18 protein-coding genes are annotated in these 21065 nt (G+C 61.7%); 12 read left to right on the top strand and 6 right to left on the bottom strand.

The genetic code is table 11. From position 1 onward, the window contains the following. Positions 1-29: 29 nt before the first annotated feature. The 6 genes from FOT55_RS03075 to yjjJ all read left to right on the top strand — a co-directional run bounded on the left by FOT55_RS03075 (position 30) and on the right by yjjJ (position 7519). Positions 30-1307, top strand: coding sequence for a NupC/NupG family nucleoside CNT transporter (locus FOT55_RS03075; protein WP_038630188.1), 1278 nt, complete (start codon positions 30-32; stop codon positions 1305-1307). 370 nt (positions 1308-1677) lie between these two features. Then, positions 1678-2457: a deoxyribose-phosphate aldolase gene (deoC, locus tag FOT55_RS03070; RefSeq protein WP_025305214.1), complete on the top strand. Its 780-nt coding sequence runs from the start codon at positions 1678-1680 to the stop codon at positions 2455-2457. A gap of 66 nt (positions 2458-2523) precedes the next feature. Further along, positions 2524-3846: a thymidine phosphorylase gene (deoA, locus tag FOT55_RS03065; protein WP_043136047.1), complete on the top strand. Its 1323-nt coding sequence runs from the start codon at positions 2524-2526 to the stop codon at positions 3844-3846. Positions 3847-3916: 70 nt separating this feature from the next. Beyond that, entirely contained in the window at positions 3917-5140 is a 1224-nt protein-coding gene (gene deoB, locus FOT55_RS03060) for a phosphopentomutase (protein ID WP_043136044.1), read from the top strand. Between the two features lie 166 nt (positions 5141-5306). Further along, the gene (deoD, locus tag FOT55_RS03055; RefSeq protein ID WP_004933059.1) at positions 5307-6038 is read left to right on the top strand and encodes a purine-nucleoside phosphorylase; all 732 of its coding nucleotides are present in this window, start codon (positions 5307-5309) and stop codon (positions 6036-6038) included. Between the two features lie 137 nt (positions 6039-6175). Next, positions 6176-7519, top strand: coding sequence for a type II toxin-antitoxin system HipA family toxin YjjJ (yjjJ, locus tag FOT55_RS03050; protein ID WP_141971061.1), 1344 nt, complete (start codon positions 6176-6178; stop codon positions 7517-7519). 1 nt (position 7520) lies between these two features. Here yjjJ and FOT55_RS03045 read toward each other — a convergent pair whose 3' ends face one another. After that, positions 7521-8204 (bottom strand): YtjB family periplasmic protein, encoded by a 684-nt coding sequence (locus FOT55_RS03045; RefSeq protein ID WP_025305217.1) that lies wholly within the window; start codon positions 8202-8204, stop codon positions 7521-7523. Between the two features lie 110 nt (positions 8205-8314). Between FOT55_RS03045 and serB the strand changes: the two genes are divergently transcribed. From serB to FOT55_RS03025, 4 genes are all read left to right on the top strand, one after another. Further along, positions 8315-9292: a phosphoserine phosphatase gene (serB, locus tag FOT55_RS03040; RefSeq protein ID WP_016929162.1), complete on the top strand. Its 978-nt coding sequence runs from the start codon at positions 8315-8317 to the stop codon at positions 9290-9292. 19 nt (positions 9293-9311) lie between these two features. Next, complete coding sequence (gene radA, locus FOT55_RS03035) at positions 9312-10697, top strand: DNA repair protein RadA (RefSeq protein ID WP_025159617.1); 1386 nt, start codon at positions 9312-9314, stop codon at positions 10695-10697. A gap of 58 nt (positions 10698-10755) precedes the next feature. Beyond that, positions 10756-12030, top strand: a complete 1275-nt coding sequence (nadR, locus tag FOT55_RS03030; protein ID WP_025305219.1) for a multifunctional transcriptional regulator/nicotinamide-nucleotide adenylyltransferase/ribosylnicotinamide kinase NadR — start codon at positions 10756-10758, stop codon at positions 12028-12030. Positions 12031-12164: 134 nt separating this feature from the next. Continuing rightward, entirely contained in the window at positions 12165-13598 is a 1434-nt protein-coding gene (locus FOT55_RS03025) for a glycosyltransferase family 39 protein (RefSeq protein ID WP_025305220.1), read from the top strand. A gap of 31 nt (positions 13599-13629) precedes the next feature. Here FOT55_RS03025 and FOT55_RS03020 read toward each other — a convergent pair whose 3' ends face one another. Continuing rightward, complete coding sequence (locus FOT55_RS03020; protein WP_089181656.1) at positions 13630-14631, bottom strand: zinc-binding alcohol dehydrogenase family protein; 1002 nt, start codon at positions 14629-14631, stop codon at positions 13630-13632. 121 nt (positions 14632-14752) lie between these two features. Between FOT55_RS03020 and FOT55_RS03015 the strand changes: the two genes are divergently transcribed. Next, on the top strand, positions 14753-15640 hold the full coding sequence (locus FOT55_RS03015) for a LysR family transcriptional regulator (protein ID WP_147823070.1): 888 nt from the start codon (positions 14753-14755) through the stop codon (positions 15638-15640). Positions 15641-15666: 26 nt separating this feature from the next. Here FOT55_RS03015 and FOT55_RS03010 read toward each other — a convergent pair whose 3' ends face one another. Together FOT55_RS03010 and FOT55_RS03005 are read right to left on the bottom strand one after the other, a co-directional pair. After that, on the bottom strand, positions 15667-16674 hold the full coding sequence (locus FOT55_RS03010; RefSeq protein WP_147823069.1) for an NADP-dependent oxidoreductase: 1008 nt from the start codon (positions 16672-16674) through the stop codon (positions 15667-15669). A 14-nt stretch (positions 16675-16688) separates the two neighbouring features. Beyond that, positions 16689-17657 (bottom strand): SDR family NAD(P)-dependent oxidoreductase, encoded by a 969-nt coding sequence (locus FOT55_RS03005; protein ID WP_089181657.1) that lies wholly within the window; start codon positions 17655-17657, stop codon positions 16689-16691. 162 nt (positions 17658-17819) lie between these two features. On the opposite strand from FOT55_RS03005, the gene FOT55_RS03000 reads away from it, so the two are divergent. Further along, entirely contained in the window at positions 17820-18725 is a 906-nt protein-coding gene (locus FOT55_RS03000; protein ID WP_089181658.1) for an AraC family transcriptional regulator, read from the top strand. Positions 18726-18755: 30 nt separating this feature from the next. On the opposite strand, the gene ettA is transcribed toward FOT55_RS03000, so the two are convergent. Both ettA and FOT55_RS02990 read right to left on the bottom strand, forming a co-directional pair. Further along, positions 18756-20423, bottom strand: coding sequence for an energy-dependent translational throttle protein EttA (gene ettA, locus FOT55_RS02995; protein ID WP_025159620.1), 1668 nt, complete (start codon positions 20421-20423; stop codon positions 18756-18758). Positions 20424-20565: 142 nt separating this feature from the next. Further along, on the bottom strand, positions 20566-21063 hold the full coding sequence (locus FOT55_RS02990) for an OmpA family protein (protein ID WP_147823068.1): 498 nt from the start codon (positions 21061-21063) through the stop codon (positions 20566-20568). Between the last annotated feature and the right edge of the window lie 2 nt (positions 21064-21065).

The following is a 21065-nucleotide window of genomic DNA, read 5'->3' as shown; positions in this document are numbered from 1 at the left end:
CTTTATTTTTTGCAACAGGGAAACTTTGCATGCAACTCATCATGAGTCTGGTCGGCATGGCGGTGCTGATCGCCATTGCGGTGCTGCTCTCCAGCAACCGCCGGGCCATCAAATTGCGCACCGTCGTGTGGGCGTTCATCATTCAGATCGGCATCGGCGCGCTGGTGCTCTACGTGCCGCTGGGCCGCAGCATCCTCGGCAGTATGTCTAACGGCGTGGCAAACGTTATCGCCTACGGCAATCAGGGCATTTCGTTCATCTTCGGCGGGCTGGTGTCCGACAAGATGTTCGAAGTGTTCGGCGGCGGCGGCTTCGTGTTCGCGCTGCGCGTTCTACCGGTGATCGTGTTCTTCTCCTCGCTGATTGCGGTGCTGTACTACCTCGGCATCATGCAGTTGGTGATCCGTGTGCTGGGCGGCGGCCTGCACAAGCTGCTGGGCACCTCGCGCACCGAATCGCTGTCGGCGACCGCCAACATTTTCGTCGGCCAGACCGAAGCGCCGCTGGTGGTGCGCCCGTATATCGCCACCATGAGCCAGTCAGAACTGTTCGCCGTGATGTGCGGCGGCCTGGCCTCGGTGGCCGGTTCGGTGTTGGCGGGGTACGCGCAGATGGGCGTACCGTTGGAATACCTGATCGCCGCGTCCTTCATGGCCGCGCCGGGCGGGCTGCTGTTCGCCAAGCTGATGGTGCCGGAAACCGAGCAGACCCACGATAAAGACGATGCGATGAAGCTGATCGCCGAAGAAGAGCGTCCGGCCAACGTGATCGACGCGGCGGCTTCCGGCGCGGCCTCCGGCATGCAGCTGGCGCTGAACGTCGGTGCGATGCTGCTGGCGTTTATCGCGCTGATCGCCTTGCTCAACGGCATTCTCGGCGGCATCGGCGGCTGGTTCGATTACCCGCAGCTGTCGCTCGAACTGATCCTCGGTTGGGTGTTCTCACCGATCGCCTTCCTGATCGGCGTGCCGTGGAGTGAAGCGATGACCGCCGGTTCGTTTATCGGCCAGAAGATCATCGTCAACGAGTTTGTCGCCTACATGAACTTCGGCGCCTATCTGCGCCCGGACGATGTGGTGGCGGCAGAAGGCCTGCAGGTGCTGTCAACGCACACCAAGGCGATCATCTCCTTTGCGCTGTGCGGCTTTGCCAACCTCTCCTCGGTGGCGATCCTGCTGGGCGGTTTGGGCAGCATGGCGCCCAACCGTCGCCATGACATCGCGCGCTTCGGTCTGAAAGCCGTGGCGGCGGGCACGCTGTCCAACCTGATGAGCGCCACCATCGCCGGTTTCTTCCTGGCGCTGTAAGCCTTCACGGAGCCCGCGACGGCGCGACCGATCGCGGGACTCCGCCTATACTCTAAGCAACGTGGGTGTTTGTCGCACCCGCGATCTTCAGCCGCTTCTTTAGCGAATTTGTGAACGATATCGCGTTATTTTGTGATGTTCTTCACATATAATTCCGGTCTGTTACAGTGCTATTTCATATAGTGTGACGATGAACGCGAATCGCCCTCGGCATTCGTGTTCAAATAGCTATTACTGGCCGGCCGCAAGGCGGGTGGCCATGTGCGGTGAGAAGGATCTCAGTTGCCGCCGCGGGAACGCCGTTCCCCTGCGCTATCTTCATGGAACCAAGTCCGCTCGCCAACACCCAGGTACTCAGTTGGAGAGTTTTATGACCGAATTAACCGCAGCAGCGCAACGTGCGCTGAACTTGATGGATTTAACCACGCTGAATGATGATGACACCGACGAGAAAGTGATCGCCCTCTGTCGTCAGGCCAACAGCCCGGCCGGCCACACGGCGGCCATCTGCATCTACCCGCGTTTTATCCCGGTGGCGCGTAAGGCGCTGCGCGAGCAAGGCACGCCGGACATCCGTATCGCCACCGTGACCAACTTCCCGCATGGCAACGACGATATCGACATCGCGCTGGCGGAAACCCGCGCGGCCATCGCCTATGGCGCGGATGAAGTGGACGTGGTGTTCCCTTACCGCGCGCTGATCGCCGGCAACGAACAGGTCGGCTTCGAGCTGGTGAAACAGTGCAAGCAGGCATGCCAGGCGGCCAACGTGCTGCTGAAAGTGATCGTCGAAACCGGTGAGCTGAAGCAGGCCGATCTGATCCGCAAAGCGTCCGAGATCGCCATCAAGGCCGGGGCGGACTTTATCAAGACCTCCACCGGCAAGGTGCCGGTCAACGCCACCCTGGAGAGCGCCGAGCTGATGATGTCGGTGATCCGCGATATGGGCGTGGCGAAGACCGTGGGCTTCAAGCCGGCCGGCGGCGTGCGCACCGCGGAAGACGCGCTGCATTATCTGCAACTTGCCGATCGTATTCTGGGCGAGGGGTGGGCCGACGCGCGGCATTTCCGCTTTGGCGCTTCCAGCCTGCTGGCCAGCTTGCTGACCGCGCTGGGCCACCAGACCCAGACCGCCGGCGGCGGTTACTGATCGATTTCGTTGGCGGGCGCCTGGCGCGCCCGTCTGCACCGACTCTCGGCGACACAGGGGGATGCCTTGTTCCTGGCTCAAGAAATTATTCGTAAGAAACGCGACGGCCAGCCGTTAAGCGAAGCGGAAATCCGCTTCTTCATCAACGGCATTCGCGACAACGTGGTGTCGGAAGGGCAGATCGCCGCGCTGGCGATGACCATTTATTTCCATGACATGAGCATGCCGGAGCGCGTGGCGCTCACCATGGCGATGCGCGATTCCGGCACCGTGCTGGACTGGAAGAGCCTGGCGCTGAACGGCCCTATCGTCGACAAGCATTCGACCGGCGGCGTGGGCGACGTGACCTCGCTGATGCTCGGCCCGATGGTGGCGGCCTGCGGCGGCTATGTGCCGATGATCTCCGGCCGCGGCCTGGGGCATACCGGCGGCACGCTGGACAAGCTGGAAGCCATTCCGGGCTTCAATATTTTCCCGGACGATAACGCCTTCCGCAAAATTATTCAGGACGTCGGCGTGGCGATCATCGGCCAGACCAGCTCGCTGGCGCCGGCGGACAAACGTTTCTACGCCACCCGCGATATCACCGCCACCGTGGATTCGATCCCGCTGATCACCGCCTCCATTCTGGCCAAGAAGCTGGCGGAAGGGCTGGATGCGCTGGTGATGGACGTGAAGGTGGGCTCGGGCGCCTTTATGCCGACCTATGCCCTGTCGCAAGATTTGGCGCAGGCGATCGTCGGCGTGGCCAACGGCGCGGGCTGCAAGACCACCGCGCTGCTGACCGACATGAACCAGGTGCTGGCTTCCAGCGCCGGCAACGCGGTGGAAGTGCGCGAAGCGGTGCGCTTCCTGACCGGCGAATACCGCAACCCGCGCCTGCTGGAAGTGACGCTGGCGCTGTGCGTGGAGATGCTGCTGTCCGGCGGCCTGGCGCAAGACGAGGCCGATGCGCGCGCCAAACTGCAGGCGGTGCTGGACAACGGCAAAGCGGCTGAGGTGTTTGGCCGCATGGTGGCAGCGCAGCAAGGGCCGATAGACTTCGTCGAACGTTATGATAGCTATCTGCCGGCGGCAACGCTGAGCAAGCCGGTGTATGCTGAAAAGCCGGGCATCATCAGCGCCATGGATACCCGTGCGCTGGGTATGGCGGTGGTGTCGCTGGGCGGCGGCCGTCGCCGGGCAAGCGACGCCATCGACTACAGCGTTGGCCTGACCGAGGTGGCGCGCCTGGGCGATAAGGTGGATACCCAGCAACCGCTGGCGATGATCCACGCCAACGATGAAGAGAGCTGGCAGCTGGCGGCCGATGCGGTGCGCAGCGCAATGACGCTGAGCGACAAGGCGCCGGAAGCGACGCCGGTGGTGTATAAGCGCATCACGGAATAACCCAAGAATCAGGAACGACCGCGGCTTTTTCGCGGCCGTCCAAAGCGTGAGAACACGCAGGAGAGCACAGATGAAACGTACATTTATTATGGTATTGGACTCCTTCGGTATCGGTGCCAGCGAAGACGCCGAACGTTTTGGCGATCGGGGTTCTGACACCCTGGGCCATATTGCCGAAGTTTGCGCGCGTGGTGAGGCCAACGTGGGCCGCCAGGGCCCTCTGACGCTGCCTAACCTGAGCCGTCTGGGCCTTGGCAAAGCGGCGGAAGAGTCCACCGGCAACTTCCCGCAGGGGCTGGATCGCAACGCCGATATCATCGGTGCTTACGCTTACGCCAGCGAACTCTCTTCCGGTAAAGACACGCCGTCGGGCCACTGGGAAATCGCCGGCGTGCCGGTGCTGTTCGACTGGGGTTACTTCAAGGACGAGCACAACAGCTTCCCGCAGGCGCTGCTGGACAAACTGGTCGAACGCGCCAAGCTGCCGGGCTACCTGGGCAACTGCCACTCATCCGGCACCGTGATCCTCGATCAGCTGGGCGAAGAGCACATGAAAACCGGCAAGCCGATTTTCTACACCTCCGCTGACTCGGTGTTCCAGATCGCCTGCCATGAAGAAACCTTCGGCCTGGATCGTCTGTATGAGCTGTGCGAAATTGCGCGTGAAGAGCTGACCGAAGGCGGTTACAACATCGGTCGCGTGATCGCGCGTCCGTTCGTCGGCGATAAGCCGGGCCACTTCCAGCGCACCGGCAACCGTCACGATCTGGCGGTAGAGCCGCCGGCGCCGACCGTGCTGAAAAAGCTGGTGGACGAGAAGGGCGGCGAAGTGGTGTCGATCGGTAAAATCGCCGACATCTACGCCAACGTTGGCATCACCAAGAAGGTGAAGGCGACCGGCATCGATGCGCTGTTTGACGCGACCCTGATTGAAATGGAAAAGGCCGGCGATAACACCATTGTGTTCACCAACTTCGTGGACTTCGACTCCTCTTACGGCCACCGCCGCGACGTGGCGGGCTACGCCGCCGCGCTGGAGCTGTTCGACCGCCGCCTGCCGGAGCTGCTGAAGCTGGTGAAAGACGAAGACATCATCATCTTCACCGCCGACCACGGCTGCGACCCAACCTGGCCGGGCACCGACCACACCCGCGAGCACATCCCGGTGCTGGTTTACGGCCCGAAAGTGAAACCGGGCTCGCTGGGCCACCGCGAGACCTTCGCCGACATCGGCCAGACCGTCGCCAATTACTTTGGCCTGTCGCCGATGGATTACGGTAAGACCCTGTTCTAAGCTCTGTCTTTCAAGCCGTAGCGTTGTTAGCTTCACGCGTGAACCCCAGTCGCTTACTCAAGTAAGCGACTGGGGATTCACCCGCTAGCTGCCTGGCTGCAACTCGACATTCAAGGCTTAGATGTTTGACGTTTTTATTAAATAAGATTTCTAAAGGAAGAAAATTATGGCTACGCCGCACATTAATGCTGAGATGGGTGATTTCGCTGACGTAGTACTGATGCCGGGCGACCCGCTGCGCGCAAAATACATCGCCGAAACCTTCCTGGAAGGCGCGGTGGAAGTGAACAACGTGCGCGGCATGTTGGGCTTCACCGGCACCTACAAAGGCCGCCGCATCTCCGTGATGGGCCACGGTATGGGCATCCCGTCCTGCTCCATCTATGCGCGCGAGCTGATTGCCGAATTCGGCGTGAAGAAGATCATTCGCGTCGGTTCCTGCGGCGCGGTGCGTGACGATATCAAACTGCGCGACGTGGTGATCGGCATGGGCGCGTGCACCGACTCCAAGGTGAACCGTCTGCGCTTCAAGGACAACGACTACGCGGCGATCGCCGACTTCGACATGGTGCGCAACGCGGTCGACGCGGCGGCGGCGCAGGGCATCCCGGCGCGCGTGGGCAACATCTTCTCCGCCGATCTGTTCTACACCCCGGATCCGGACATGTTCCAGGTGATGAAGAAGTACGGCATCCTGGGCGTGGAAATGGAAGCGGCCGGCATCTACGGCGTGGCGGCGGAGCTGTACGAAGAGTTCGGCTGCAAGGCGCTGACCATCTGCACCGTGTCCGACCACATCCTGCGTCACGAAGCGACCACGGCGGCGGAACGCCAGACCACCTTTAACGAAATGATCGTTATCGCGCTGGAATCCGTGCTGCTGGGCGACAAAGCGTAATACCCCGGCGGGCGTCATCATGGCGCCCGCCCGTCAATCTATTCATTCCGCTTGGCCAGTTTTGGCTAACGCTTTACCTTTCTGCCGTTTAACGCTATTACTTCCTCTATCAATCTATTCACCAATCTATTCATCTGATGATCACCGTTGAACAAGTTTTGCGCCATGGGCCGGCTACGGCTCGTCAACTGACAGAAGCGTTAGGCATCAGCCAGCCGACGCTATCGCGCCGTATCCGCGAACTGGCGGGCGCGGTATTGATCCTTGGTAAAGGTAAGGCGACGCGCTATGTATTGCGGCGCGGGATCGGCGGTGAGAGGCAGTTTCCGATGTATCGGGTTGATGAACGGGGTAAGGCGCACCTGTTTGCCACGCTTTGCCCGCTGTATCCTGCCGATAACTGTGCGGTGTGCGATGAGCGCAGCGGAGAGTGGCAGCTCTATGATGGTATGCCATGGTATTTGAACGACCTGCGGCCGATTGGCTTTCTCGGGCGAGCCTGGGGAAAAGCAGCGGCGCGCGAGTTGAATTTGCCGGAGGATGTGCGGCGATGGGATGAAGGCCAACGCTTGTTGGCGCTCTGCCGTTATGGCGAAGACATGACCGGCGATCTGCTGCCTGGTGCCGATAGCTATCAGCGCTGGTTAATGCGGGATACTGCCCTCGCCATCACGGTGGAAGATAAAGCCGAGCGTTACGCCGCATTGTCTGTCCAGGCGCTGGCCGGGGAACTGGTGGGCTCTTCCGCCGGTGGCGAGCAGCCCAAATTTGCCGCCTATGCTGAGCTGGCGTCTGGGCGCCGCGCGCATGTTTTGGTGAAGTTCAGCCTGGCGCCGACGCATGTCATTGCACAGCGCTGGAGCGATTTGCTGATCGCCGAGTCGCTGGCGTTGCAGACGGTCGCCGCTGCGGGATTGCCTGCCGCATCGGCGCAAATCCTGTTCGGTGCCGACCGGCAATGCTTTTTAGAGATTGAGCGCTTTGATCGCATCGCTGAAGAAGGGCGGGTAGCGATGGTGTCGCTGGAGGCGTTGGATGCCGAGTTCAGCGGCAGCGGCCATGCCAACTGGGTCGTGGCCGCCGAGAGGCTATTACAGCAAGGGGTGATCAATCACTCTGCCTACCAACGGATTGCCCTGTATTGGGCCTTTGGCCGGTTGATCGCCAATAGCGATATGCACCAAGGCAACCTGTCGTTCTTGCGGATAACCCAGCGGCCGGTCATGTTGGCGCCTTTGTATGATATGTTGCCGATGGCTTTTGCCCCGGCAAGCAGCGGTAATCTGCGCCACGACGCGGTGGAGATCCGTTTGAGCAACGAGGTGAGCGGCGCCGTCTGGCGGCAAGCGGAGCGATTGGCTCTCGAGTTCTGGCGGCAAACGGCGCAACATGACGACATCAGCGAGGCGTTCCGGGCGATTGCCGAGCAAATGTTGGTGCAACTGCAGAAGCTGCACCAGCGCATTCAACGCCTGGCCTGAGTTATTCCTTCTTCGGCGCTTCCTGCTTTGTCTCCGGCGCATCCTCTTCGTCGTCTTCCACCGTATTGCCTTCTGCCAACGGCGTGTTGGCGGTCAACAGGTACGGCGACTGCTGCCAGCGGCTGCGGCGGTGTTGCAGCAGGGTGCGCGCCAGAATGATGCCGATCGCCAGCGCCAGCAGGATCATCAGGCGCAGCAGGTTGGTGGTGTTGTCCACCTGCTTGGATTCGGTCGCCAGCACGTGGGTGTCGAGGGTGATGCGGATAAAGCCGATCGGGCCGTCTTTGCCCTGAATGGATTCGACCAACTGGTGGTTGAAATAGCTGCCGGCGCGCTTGCCGTCGAGCGACAGGCGATCGCGTATACTTATCTGTTCCCCGGCGTGGGAGACCAGCGTGCCATCCTGTTGATACACGCTGACGTCGAGAATGCGGCTGTGATCGGTGAGCTGCTTGAGGATGGCGTCGATGCGCGGGGTGTTGCCGTCGTCGTCCAGCAGCGGCGCCAGGCTGTAGGCGACCTGTTTGGTCAGCGTCTGCGCCAGCTCTTCCACCTGCTCGGATCGCGCCATTTGGTGACTCAGGCTAAAATAAGAGGCGCCCTGCATCAGCAGCACCAGCAAAGCCAGGCAAATCAGGATAATAGCGGTGCGGTGCAGGCGAAATTTCAGTTTAGCGCGAGCCATGCAGGTTCCTTGGGCATCGGGGACACTTTATGTTGCCAGAACCGCTGGCGATAGGATAGCTTGATGCGTCGTTTTATCATGCAGCGTTTTTGTCCATTCAGGAGTCAATGATGTCAAACAGTCTGACCTATTGCGATCTTCCGGCGGAGATCTCTCAATGGCCGGGTCTTCCCCTTTCGCTCAGCGGCGACGAAGTGATGCCGCTGGACTACCGGGCGGGCAATACCGGGTGGCTGTTATATGGCAGGAAGCTGGACAAGGCGCGCATTACGCAATTCCAACGCAAGCTGGGCGCGGCGATGGTGATCGTCACCGCCTGGGGCGTGGACGACTATCAGGTGGTGCGCCTGGCTGGCACGTTGACGCCGCGCGCCAAGCTGCTGGCGGCGGAGAGCGGGCTGGACGTGGCGCCGCTCGGCAAGATCCCGCACCTGCGCACGCCGGGGCTGCTGGTGATGGACATGGATTCGACGGCGATCGAGATCGAGTGCATCGATGAGATCGCCAAGCTGGCGGGCGTCGGCGAGCAGGTGGCGGAAGTCACCGAACGCGCGATGCGCGGCGAACTGGATTTTACCGCCAGCCTGCGCCAGCGCGTCGGCACGCTGAAAGGGGCTGACGCCAATATCCTCAAGCAGGTGCGCGACGAACTGCCGTTGATGCCGGGGCTGACCAGCCTGGTGGGCAAGCTGCAGGCGATGGGCTGGCATGTGGCGATCGCCTCCGGCGGTTTCACCTACTACGCCGAATACCTGCGCAACCGGCTGCGGCTGGTGGCGGCGGCGGCCAACGAGCTGGAGATCCGCGACGGCAAGCTGACCGGCGAAGTGCTGGGGCCGGTGGTGGACGCACAGTTCAAAGCCGATACGCTGCTACGGCTGGCGGAGAAGCTGGAGATCCCGCTGGCGCAAACCGTGGCCATCGGCGACGGCGCCAACGATTTGAAAATGATGCAGGCGGCGGGGTTGGGCATCGCCTACCACGCCAAGCCGAAAGTGTATGAAAAAGCGCAGGTGGCGATCCGGCATGCGGATCTGATGGGCGTGCTGTGTATTCTCACCGGCAGCCTGAAACACGAAGTGCGATAACGAAAGATTGAGGTAAGACGTGGCAAAAGCGGCAAAACGGGCATTTGTGTGCAATGAGTGCGGGGCGGACTATCCGCGTTGGCAGGGGCAGTGCAGCGCCTGCCATGCCTGGAACACCATCACGGAAGTGCGTTTGGCCGCGTCGCCCGCAGCGGCGCGCAACGATCGCCTCAGCGGCTATGCCGGCGACGCCGGCGTCAGCAAGGTGCAGAAGCTGTCGGAAATCAGCCTGGAGGCACTGCCTCGCTTCACCACCGGCTTTCTCGAGTTCGACCGCGTGCTGGGCGGCGGCGTGGTGCCCGGCAGCGCCATTCTGATCGGCGGCAACCCCGGCGCCGGCAAAAGTACCCTGTTGCTGCAGGTGTTGTGCAAACTGTCCGAACAGATGAAAACCCTGTACGTCACCGGCGAGGAATCGCTGCAGCAGGTGGCGATGCGTGCTCACCGTCTGGGGCTGCCGACCGGCGGCCTGAACATGCTGTCGGAAACCAGCATCGAGCAGATCTGCCTGATCGCTGAGCAGGAGCAGCCGAAGCTGATGGTGATCGACTCGATTCAGGTGATGCACATGGCGGACATTCAGTCTTCGCCGGGCAGCGTGGCGCAGGTGCGGGAAACCGCCGCCTATCTGACGCGCTTCGCCAAGACGCGCGGCGTGGCGATCGTGATGGTCGGGCACGTCACCAAAGATGGCTCGCTGGCCGGGCCAAAAGTGCTGGAACACTGCATTGACTGTTCGGTGCTGCTGGACGGCGACGCCGATTCCCGCTTCCGTACCCTGCGCAGCCACAAGAACCGCTTCGGCGCGGTCAACGAGCTGGGCGTGTTCGCCATGACCGAACAGGGGCTGCGCGAAGTCAGCAACCCTTCGGCGATCTTCCTTAGCCGCGGCGATGAAGTCACTTCCGGCAGCTCGGTGATGGTGGTGTGGGAAGGCACCCGGCCGCTGCTGGTGGAGATCCAGGCGCTGGTGGATCACTCGATGATGTCCAACCCGCGCCGCGTGGCGGTGGGCCTGGAGCAGAACCGGTTGGCGATCCTGCTGGCGGTGCTGCACCGGCACGGCGGGCTGCAGATGTCGGATCAGGACGTGTTCGTCAACGTGGTCGGCGGGGTGAAGGTCAGCGAGACCAGCGCCGATCTGGCGCTGCTGATGTCGCTGGTCTCGAGCCTGCGCGATCGGCCGCTGCCGAACGATCTGGTGGTGTTCGGCGAAGTGGGGCTGGCGGGGGAGATCCGCCCGGTGCCGAGCGGCCAGGAGCGCATCTCCGAAGCGGCCAAGCACGGCTTCAAGCGCGCCATCGTGCCGCACGGCAATATGCCGAAGAAGCCGCCGGCCAACATGCAGGTGTTCGGGGTCAAGAAGCTGGCGGACGCGCTGGACGTGCTGGAAGAGTTTTATTAATGTCGCTGACGGCGAGCAAGATATGCTATTTTGTTTAGCATATTAAACGGAGGTGGCCATGCCGCAATTTGATTACCTGAAGACGTCCATCAAGCAAAAGGGTTGTACTCTGCAGCAGGTGGCGGATGCCAGCGGCATGACCAAGGGCTATCTGAGCCAGCTGTTGAACGACAAAATCAAAAGCCCGAGCGCGCAAAAGCTCGAGGCGCTGCACCGTTTTCTCGGGCTGGAGTTCCCGCGCAAAGAGGTTAAAGTCGGCGTAGTGTTTGGTAAATTTTACCCGCTGCACACCGGCCACATCTATCTGATCCAGCGCGCCTGCAGCCAGGTGGACGAGTTGCACGTTATTTTGTGCCACGACGAACCGCGCGACCGCGAGCTGTTCGAGAACAGTTCGATGTCGCAACAGCCGACGGTCAGCGATCGCCTGCGCTGGCTGCTGCAGACCTTCAAGTACCAGAAAAACATCCATATCCACTCGTTCGACGAGCAGGGTATCGAACCCTATCCGCACGGCTGGAACGTGTGGAGCGACGGCATGAAGGCCTTTATGGAACAGAAGGGCATCGTGCCGAGCTTTATCTATTCCAGCGAAGCGCAGGATGCGCCGCGCTACCGCGAGCATCTGGGCATCGAAACCATTTTGGTCGATCCCGAACGGTCGTTCATGAACATCAGCGGCAATCAGATCCGTCAGGATCCGTTCCGCTATTGGGATTACATCCCGACCGAGGTGAAGCCGTTCTTTGTGCGCACCGTGGCGATCCTCGGCGGTGAGTCGAGCGGCAAGTCGACGCTGGTCAACAAGCTGGCCAACATCTTCAACACCACCAGCGCCTGGGAATATGGCCGCGATTACGTATTTTCGCACCTGGGCGGCGACGAGATGGCGCTGCAGTACTCCGACTACGACAAAATTGCCCTCGGGCAGGCGCAATACGTGGACTTCGCAGTCAAATATGCCAACAAGGTGGCGTTTATCGATACCGATTTCGTGACTACGCAGGCGTTTTGCAAAAAGTACGAAGGGCGTGAACACCCCTTCGTGCAGGCGCTGATCGACGAATACCGTTTCGATCTGGTGATCCTGCTGGAAAACAACACGCCGTGGGTGGCGGACGGGCTGCGCAGCCTCGGCAGCAGCGCCGATCGCCTGGCGTTCCAGCGCCTGCTGGAGGAGATGCTGCGCGCCAACAACATCGAGTACGTGCACGTTGAGTCCAGCGATTACGAAGAGCGCTTCCTGCGCTGCGTCGAGCTGGTGCAACAACTGCTGGCGGCGGACGCCGGCCGGCTGGCGAATGCGCCCGCCCATCGCCACGCCGCAGGCTGAGGGAAATTAGCGTAATGTGCGATCGCGGCGGCAGAAACGGCCGCCCGGGCGCACATTTAACGGCTTGTTTAAACATGGTTCATTCGACAGCGACTAAGTTAAGATTTTCTTTACAATAACGCTCAGAAGAAGTCATGTCTTATCGCTTACTCGCTCTCTGGTTGGTCTGCTATGCCGCAGCCTGGACGCTGCTGACCGTTCATCTCGATCCTACCCTGCCTTACGACGCCGTTGAGGCGCTCAACTGGGGCCTCAACGGCGAGTGGGGCTCACCGAAAAATCCTTGGTTGGTCGGTGCGGCGATGCAGCCGGCGATCGGGCTCTCGTGGCTGCCGCTGAACGTTTACTGGTACGGCGGCCACTTCATCGCCATCGCCATCGGCATGTTGGGCGTCTGGCTATTGGCGCGCCGCCTGAGCGGCAGCACCTCGCTGGCCTGGATGGCGCTGCTGACGCTCAACCTGTCCGGCATCATCAATTTCGACATCATTCCCTACAACGACAACTACCTGTTGGTGATGCTGTGGCCGTGGATGGCGCTGTTCTTCCACCTGGCGATCTCGCGTTCGGCCAACTGGTGGCCGGCCTTCGCATTGGCCGCCGGGCTGGCGATGATGGCGAAGTACTCGACCTTCGCCTTCGTCTATTTCGCGGCGCTGTCGACGCTGTTCGTACCGCAGATCCGCCGCTGCTACCGCCAGCCGCAGTTCTATCTAGCGGTGGCGATCTGGTTAGCGCTGGTGCTGCCGAACGTGTTCTGGTTGTGGAACCACGACTTTGCCGCCTTTAAGTGGGTGGATTCGCAGATCAAGATGCAGCTCAATCTCGACATGCTGCAGTCGCTGCTGCTGGTGTTTTATCCGTCGCTGGTGCTGTGGGGGATCCTGCGGCGCAGCGGAGCGGTGCTGGCCTGGCCATCAGCCTTGCCGATGCGGGTGTTGCTGTGGGTCTACCTGTTGCCGCTCGGCATCATTACCTTCTGGTTCTCTTTCAACGTCGGCGGCCGGCTGACCGAATGGCTGCAGCCGTTCTTCATGCTGGCGCCCGCGCTGCTGGTCGGTTGCGTGCGTCAGCCGCCGGTGCGTTCGCTGCGCGCGGCGACCCTCGGGCTGATGTGCGCAGCGCTGGCGGTCTATCTGGGGTATGCCGCGGTGATGCTGGGCAACGTGCGCAACGCCGGCCAGAAGATGGTGGGTATCAAGGCGTTCAGCGCCGGGGTGGAGCGGCTGTGGCAGGAGCGGTATGGCGTCGACCTACGCTACGTCGGCGGCGAATACCTGTCGCAGTGGATGACGGTGTACGCCGGTTCCCGGCCGCAGACCATTACGCGCTGGTCCAATCATACGCGGCCGAATATCTACAACGTCAACATCAGCTATCCGCAGATTGCGCAGCACGGCGTCGCCCTGTTCGGGCGGTTGGGTGAAGACTGCGCGCATAGCGATTTCGGCGGGGAGCTGGCCCACTGGCCGAAACTGCGCCTCGACTGGCAGCAGACGCTGACCTTCCGCGCCGATCCGCAGGCCGATGAGCAAACGCTGTGCGTAGGTTTCGTTCGTCCGCAATAACGGCGGCGCAGAACGCCGCCGCGATGCGAACTTAGTAAGCGATAACCAGCTTGCCTTGCATGTGGCCGCCGAGTAGCTGTTGATGTGCGGCGGTCAGCGTGTCTACCGACAGCCCGTGCAGGGTTTCGCTCAGCGTGGTGCTCAGCTTGCCCTCGTCCAGCAGCTGCGCCACTTGCTGCAGGATCTTGCCCTGTTGCGCGATGTCCGGGGTGGTGAACATGCTGCGGGTGAACATGAACTCCCAGTGCAGCGCGGCGCTTTTCAGCTTCAGCGCGTTTTGATCCAACGGCTGCGCGTTCTCGACGATGGTGCAGATATGGCCGAGCGGCGCGACAAGCTCGGCCATCGCCGGCCAGTGGCCGTCGGTGTCGTTCAGACACAGGATGTAATCCACCTGCTCGATGCCCTGCTGCGCCAGGTTGTCCTTCAGATCGCGGTAATCCACCACCAGATCGGCGCCGCGCTCACGGCACCAGGCGGCGGATTCCGGTCTTGATGCGGTAGCGATTACTTTCACCTTGCTGCGCAATGCGGCCAGCGGAATGGCCAGCGAGCCGACACCGCCGGCGCCGCCGATGATCAGCAGCGTCTTGTGCTCCGGCGCGTCCTGAATGTTCAGGTGTTCGAACAGCGCTTCCCAGGCGGTGAGGGCGGTGAGCGGCATGGCGGCGGACTCGGCCCAGTTCAGGCTGCGCGGTTTGTGCGCGGCGATGCGTGAGTCGATCAGCTGGTGGCTGCTGTTGCTGCCGGGCCGGGTGATGTCGCCGGCGTACCACACTTCATCGCCGGGCTTGAAGCCGCTGACGCTGCTGCCCACGCCCACCACGATGCCGCTGGCGTCCCAGCCAAGGACGCGTGGCTGCTGCAGGCCGCTTTTCTGCAGACCGGCGTGCACTTTGGTGTCCACCGGATTGACCGACGCCGCTTTCACTTCCACCAACAGATCGTACTGACCGGGTACCGGCATCTCCGGTGAGATTTCGATGAAACCGGCGGGGTTCTGCGGGTCTACGGCAATGGCTTTTATCGACATGATTGTACTCCTTTCAAATGATGCCTCCAGTGTAGACCCGCAGCAGTGGGGTGATAAGATGGACAATATCTAACGGAGTGTTCGTTTAAGGTGAACAATGGAATTCAAACAGCTGTAGGACATGGCGCTGTTCGCGCTGGTGGCGGAGTGCGGCAGTTTTACCGCCGCCGCGCAGCGCGTCGGGCTGCCGAAGTCCAGCGTCAGCCAGCGTATCAGCCAGCTCGAACAAACGCTGGGGCTGCGATTGCTCAATCGCACCACGCGCCAGCTGAACCTGACCTTCGCCGGTGAGCGTTATCTGGAGCATTGTCAGGCGATGATGTCCGCCGCCGAACGCGCCGATCTGGCGCTGCAGCGGCTGCGCGATAACCCGAGCGGCCGCCTGCGCATCTCGACGCCTGCCGGGCTAGGGGCAACCCTGGTGGCGCGGCTGGCGGCGGATTTTCAGCGCCAGTACCCGGACGTTTCGCTGGAGGTGTCGGTGTCCGACGCCATGGTGGATCTGGTGCAGGAAGGTTACGACGCCGCACTGCGTACCGGCAAGCCGCAGGATTCTTCACTGATCGGCCGCCGCCTCGGGTACGCGCCGCGCTATCTGTTGGCTGCGCCGTCCTATCTGGCGCAGCATCCGCCGATCGAACACCCGCAGCAACTGCAGCAGCATCGTTGCATCGCCCATCGGGCTTGGACGGCCTGGAACCTGCGCTGCGGCGACGATTATTACCGCTGGCAGCTGCCGCTGGCGCACACCACCGACAACCTGCTGTATGCACGCGAATGTGCCATTGCCGGTGCCGGCATCACGCTGCTGCCGGCGTTTCTCAGCCGCGAGGTGGTGGCGCAGAAGCTGTTGGTGGAGGTGTTGCCGGCGTGGCGTGCGGAAGGGAACGAGCTGTATCTGGTCTACCCGAGCCGCAAGCTGAATTCCCCGGCGCTGGCCTGTTTCATCGATGTGGTGCTGCAGCATCCGGCGTTCGACGACTACGCGCGCGAGCTGGCGCGGGAATGATGGCCGGGGCGCGCAGAGCCTTCTCTTCAGACGGAGGGCCGCGCCACCTGAACGATGCTCTTCCCTCTATTTTTGCCCGCCAGCAGGCCGACCAGCGCAGCGGGCAGCAGTTCGAAACCGGTGATCAGGTCTTCGATGACCGCAAGTTTTCCTTCAGCGATCCAGACCGTGAGCGCCGCCAGCGCCTGTTCTTGGCGGTGAAGGAAATCGGCCAACAGGAACCCACGCATCGTCAAGCTGTTGACGATCAACACACCGGGGATCCCGGCAGGTGCTGCCGGCGGAAAGGCCGTATCGTACTGCGATACCGCGCCGCAGCAAACGATGCGCCCCTGTTTTGCCATGTGCTGCAGACTGGTCGCCAAAATATTGCCGCCGACGTTGTCGAACAGCACATCGATGCCGTTGGGGCACGAGCGGCGCAGGGCGTCATGCAGATTTTCCGCTTTATAATCTATCGCCGCGTCGAACCCCAGCCTGTCCGTCAGCAGCGCCGTTTTGGCGCCGCCGCCGGCAATGCCCACCGTGCGGCAGCCGTGAAGCCGGGCGATTTGTCCGGCGAACATGCCTACCGCCCCCGCGGCGGCGGATACGACGACGGTTTCACCGGCCTTGGGGCGTCCGCATTCCAGCAGGCCGAAGTAAGCGGTGAGTCCAGGCACGCCGTAAACGCTGAGCAAGTGCGTATGCGGAACGATATCCGACTGCTTGAGCGCGCCTGCCGCCGGTACGACTGCGAAGGTTTGCCAGCCGGTTTCTGCCAGCACTAAATCTCCGGCGGCCAGCAGGGGAGAGCGCGACTCGACGACTTCGGCCAGCACGGTCGCAGCCATGACGTCTCCCGCCTGCAGTCCGGAACGATAGGTGACGCCCTGCATCCAGGCTCGGCTGGCCGCATCCAGAGGCACGTAAAGCGTGCGCAACAAAACCTCTTCAGGGCCGGGGATCGGCATGGGGGCCTCCCGAGTCTGAAAACAATCGACGGTCAGTTTTCCTTGCGGGAGTTTGACGAGGATGATTTGGCGATTCTGCATCGGTGGGCTCCTGATTAAATCTTGCCGAAGGCATCGACGCCGGTGAGTTGCGCCGAGAGTTTCCACAGGCGTTGGGCCTGTTCAGGATCGACGGCGTAGCTTTTTACGCCGCTGAAGGAAAAGCCGGTGTCATCGTTGCGCCGGGCGACATCGCAATCTTCGCAATACAGTCCGCCAAGGCCATTGAGTTGGGGCGATGTCGCCGCCCAGACCTGGGTTGCCGCTCCTTGTTGCGGGGTCTTCAGCATTTCCGGGTGGGCGGGTTTGCCGTTGGCGTCGATCCAGTCCAATGCGAGCATCTCTTCCTGCGAGAGATAGCGCTGTAGCGGCGTTGGGATCATGCCGGGATGCAGCGAGAAGGCGCGCACGCCGGCGTTTTTCCCCAGCTTGTCAAGCTGGAGGGCGAAGAGCGCGTTAGCGGTTTTCGATTGGCCATAGGCCAGCCACTTGTCATAGCCGCTGTGAAACTGAACGTCATTCCAGCGTATGGCGCTGGCATGGTGACCGGAAGAGGAGATGACGACAACGCGGGCGCCGCCCGCCAATGCCGGCCAGAGGTGGCTCACCAGTGCGTAATGCCCCAGGTGGTTGATCGCGAATTGTGCCTCCCAGCCTGGGCCGATACGGGTTTCAGGACAGGCCATAATGCCGGCACCGCAGATCAACATATCGAGGTGGACGCCGGTCGCCAGAAGTTGTTGCGTGAACTTTCTGATGTTGCTCAGGTCGGCCAAATCAAGCTCATAAATGTCGATGTTGCTGATACCGGCGATGGCCAGACGGGTACGGGCGATGACGGGATTGCGGGCGGCGACGATCACCTGTGCTCCCGCTTGCGTCAATGCGCGAGTCGTTTCCAATCCCAGGCCGGAATGACCGCCGGTTATCAGCGCCGTCATGCCGGCCAGTTGCCTATCTTTGAGCACGTCGGCGGCGGTGGTGGTGGCGTTAAAGCTGGTGTTGAGGGGCATTTGTCGGTTCATTGGGCGTTCCTCGCTGCGGTTGGCTGTGACACTGGGAGTGTAAGTCGGCTCTATCAGCGGCTGAATGCAACAAAAACCTAATTTCTGTCGCCATCGTCCTAAGGCCTTTGGCTGGAGCATCGCACGGGCTATGCTCTTGAAAGGGCCTTGGGGGGAGAGGGTATGGATCCTTTATCGGAAGTGCTGGCGCCACTGAACAGCCAGAATGCGTTTTTCGGCGGCCTGAAGGCCGGCGGCGACTGGGCCGTTCATTTTCCCGCTCCGCAAGGCGGGAAGTTCAACGCGGTGGTGCGCGGCGGCTGTTGGCTGGCGGCGGAAGGGCAGGCCGAGCCGCTGTGGCTGGCGGCCGGCGACTGTTTATTGCTGACTCGCAGCCTGCCGCTGACCGTTGGCAGCGACTTGTCACTGCCGGCGCTCGACGCCGACGCGCTCTATCTGCAGGCGAAAAACGGCATGGCGAGCTGCGGCGAGGGGGAAACGTGCCTGTTTATCGGTGGCCGCTTTAGCTTCGGCCAGGAAGTGGAACGGCTGTTTGGCAGCCTGCCCGCGCTGATGGTGATCCGCGGAGGCACGGAAGAGGCTGCCGTGCTGCAATGGGCGTTGCAACGGCTGGCGGATGAGCTGGTTAGGCCTTCGCCGGGCAGTACGTTGATGACGCATCATCTGGGGCAAATCATGTTGACCCAGGCACTGCGGATTTACCTGATGGGGGAGGAGAGTGCGGCGTCGGGTTGGCTGCCCGCCTTGTTCGATCCGCGCATCGGCGCCGCGATGCTGGCGGTGCACGCCGATCCCGCCCGGCGCTGGACGGTGGCGGCGTTGGCCGACGCGGCGAGCGTTTCCCGTTCGACGTTGGCGCTGCGCTTCAAGCAGAAGGCCGGCATGGCACCGCTTGAATACGTGTCGCGCTGGCGCATGTTGCTGGCGGCGCGGGCTTTGCGTACCGGCAGCGAACCGGTGTCCGTCATCGCGCAGCGTTTGGGATACGACTCAGACAGCGCGTTCAGCCACGCCTTTAAGCGCATGATGGCATGCTCGCCGCGCGACTATCGGCGGGCGCGGGCATAAAAAAAGGCGCCGCATGCGGCGCCTTTCGTATTACTTGGCGATCTTCTTGTACTTGATGCGGTGCGGCTCGAGCGCGTCGGCGCCCAGCGTACGCTTCTTGTACTCTTCGTACTCGGTGAAGTTGCCTTCGAAGAATTCCACCTTGCCCTCGTCCTGGTAGTCCAGGATGTGGGTGGCGATACGGTCGAGGAACCAACGGTCGTGCGAGATCACCATGGCGCAGCCAGGGAATTCCAGCAGGGCGTTTTCCAGTGCGCGCAAGGTTTCGATATCCAGGTCGTTGGTCGGTTCATCGAGCAGCAGCACGTTGCCGCCAACCTGCAGCAGCTTGGCCAGGTGCAGACGGCCACGCTCACCGCCGGACAGCTCGCCCACGCGTTTGCCCTGATCGACGCCCTTGAAGTTGAAGCGGCCGACATAGGCACGGCTCGGCATCTCGGTGTTGCCGATGCGCATGATGTCCTGCCCGCCGGAGACTTCTTCCCACACGGTTTTCGAACCGTCCATGCTGTCGCGGAACTGATCGACGGACGCCAGCTTGACGGTATCGCCCAACACGATGCTGCCGGAATCAGGCTGCTCCTGACCGGACATCATGCGGAACAGCGTGGATTTACCCGCGCCGTTCGGGCCGATGATGCCGACGATTGCCCCTTTCGGCACCGAGAACGACAGGTCATCGATCAGCAGGCGGTCGCCGTAGGACTTGCGCAGGTTGCTGACTTCGACCACTTTATCGCCCAGGCGTGCGCCAGGTGGGATGAACAGTTCGTTGGTTTCGTTACGTTTCTGGTATTCGGTGTTGTTCAGCTCTTCGAAGCGGGCCAAACGGGCCTTGCCTTTGGACTGACGGCCTTTGGCACCCTGACGCACCCACTCCAGCTCTTTCTCGATCGACTTGCGACGAGCGGCTTCGGCGGACGCTTCCTGCGCCAGACGCGCGTCTTTCTGCTCCAGCCAGGACGAGTAGTTGCCTTCCCACGGAATGCCTTCGCCGCGGTCGAGTTCGAGGATCCAGCCGGCCACGTTATCCAGGAAGTAACGGTCGTGGGTGATCGCCACCACGGTGCCTTCGAAGTCGTGCAGGAAGCGTTCCAGCCAGGCCACGGACTCGGCGTCCAGGTGGTTGGTCGGTTCGTCCAGCAGCAGCATGTCCGGTTTTTCCAGCAGCAGGCGGCACAGCGCGACGCGGCGGCGTTCACCCCCGGACAGGTGGGCGATTTTGGCGTCCCAGTCCGGCAGGCGCAGCGCATCGGCGGCGCGTTCCAGTTGAGCGTTGAGGTTGTGACCGTCGTGCGCCTGAATGATCTCTTCCAGGCGGCCCTGTTCGGCGGCCAGCTTGTCGAAGTCTGCGCCTTCTTCCGCGTATAGTGCGTACACTTCGTCCAGGCGTTTCAGCGCGCCGACCACTTCCGCCAGCGCTTCTTCCACCGATTCACGCACGGTGTGTTCGAGGTTAAGCTGCGGCTCCTGCGGCAGATAACCGATCTTGATGCCCGGCTGCGGGCGCGCTTCCCCTTCGATATCGGTATCGATGCCGGCCATGATGCGCAGCAGGGTGGACTTACCGGCGCCGTTCAGGCCCAGTACGCCGATTTTTGCCCCAGGGAAGAAGCTCAGGGAGATGTTTTTCAAAATATGACGCTTCGGCGGTACTACCTTGCCGACGCGGTGCATGGTATAGACGTATTGAGCCACGTTGCTCTAAGCCTCTCTATATCAGTATTTATAGGATGTCTGGCGGCATGAGTGTAGCCCGTTTCGATCTCGGATCCCAGACATCGCTCAGCGATCGCTAAGTATAACCGTTTATGCGCCGATAAAGGCGCATATTGGCGGCTTATGGCGTGACGACGATCGCGACGCGGCGGTTTTCCGCGCGGCCGCTGGAGGTGCGGTTATCGGCAACGGGGTCGCGTTTGCCCATGCCGCGAGTTTCGATATTGGCGCGCGGAATGCCGACGCTGGCCAGCAGATCGGCCACCGCATCGGCGCGGCGCAGGGATAGCTGGTCGTTGTAGCTGTCTTCACCGTAGTTGTCGGTATGGCCGTCCAGGCGGAACTTGGTGATGCCGACGCTCAGCAGCGCACGGCCCATCTTCTGCACCGTCTCGGTGCTTTCCGGGTTCAGCTTGCCGATATTGTTGCCGAACAGCACTTTATCCGACAGGCCGAACTCCCAGCCGTTATCGGTCAGTTTGAAGCCCTGCGATTGCAGCAGCGCAACCTGCTCGGGTGTCAGGCCCTGCGGTTTGCTCTGGCAGCCGGCGAGCGCCAGCAGGGTGACGAACGTTATCGCCAGCAGTGAAAAACGACCTTTAAACAGTTGCTGTATCATAG

This window comes from Serratia bockelmannii (genome assembly GCF_008011855.1).
Classification (GTDB): Bacteria; Pseudomonadota; Gammaproteobacteria; order Enterobacterales; family Enterobacteriaceae; genus Serratia; species Serratia bockelmannii.
The sequence above is the reverse complement of the archived record's forward strand: the minus strand, read 5'-3'. Positions and strand labels throughout refer to the sequence as shown.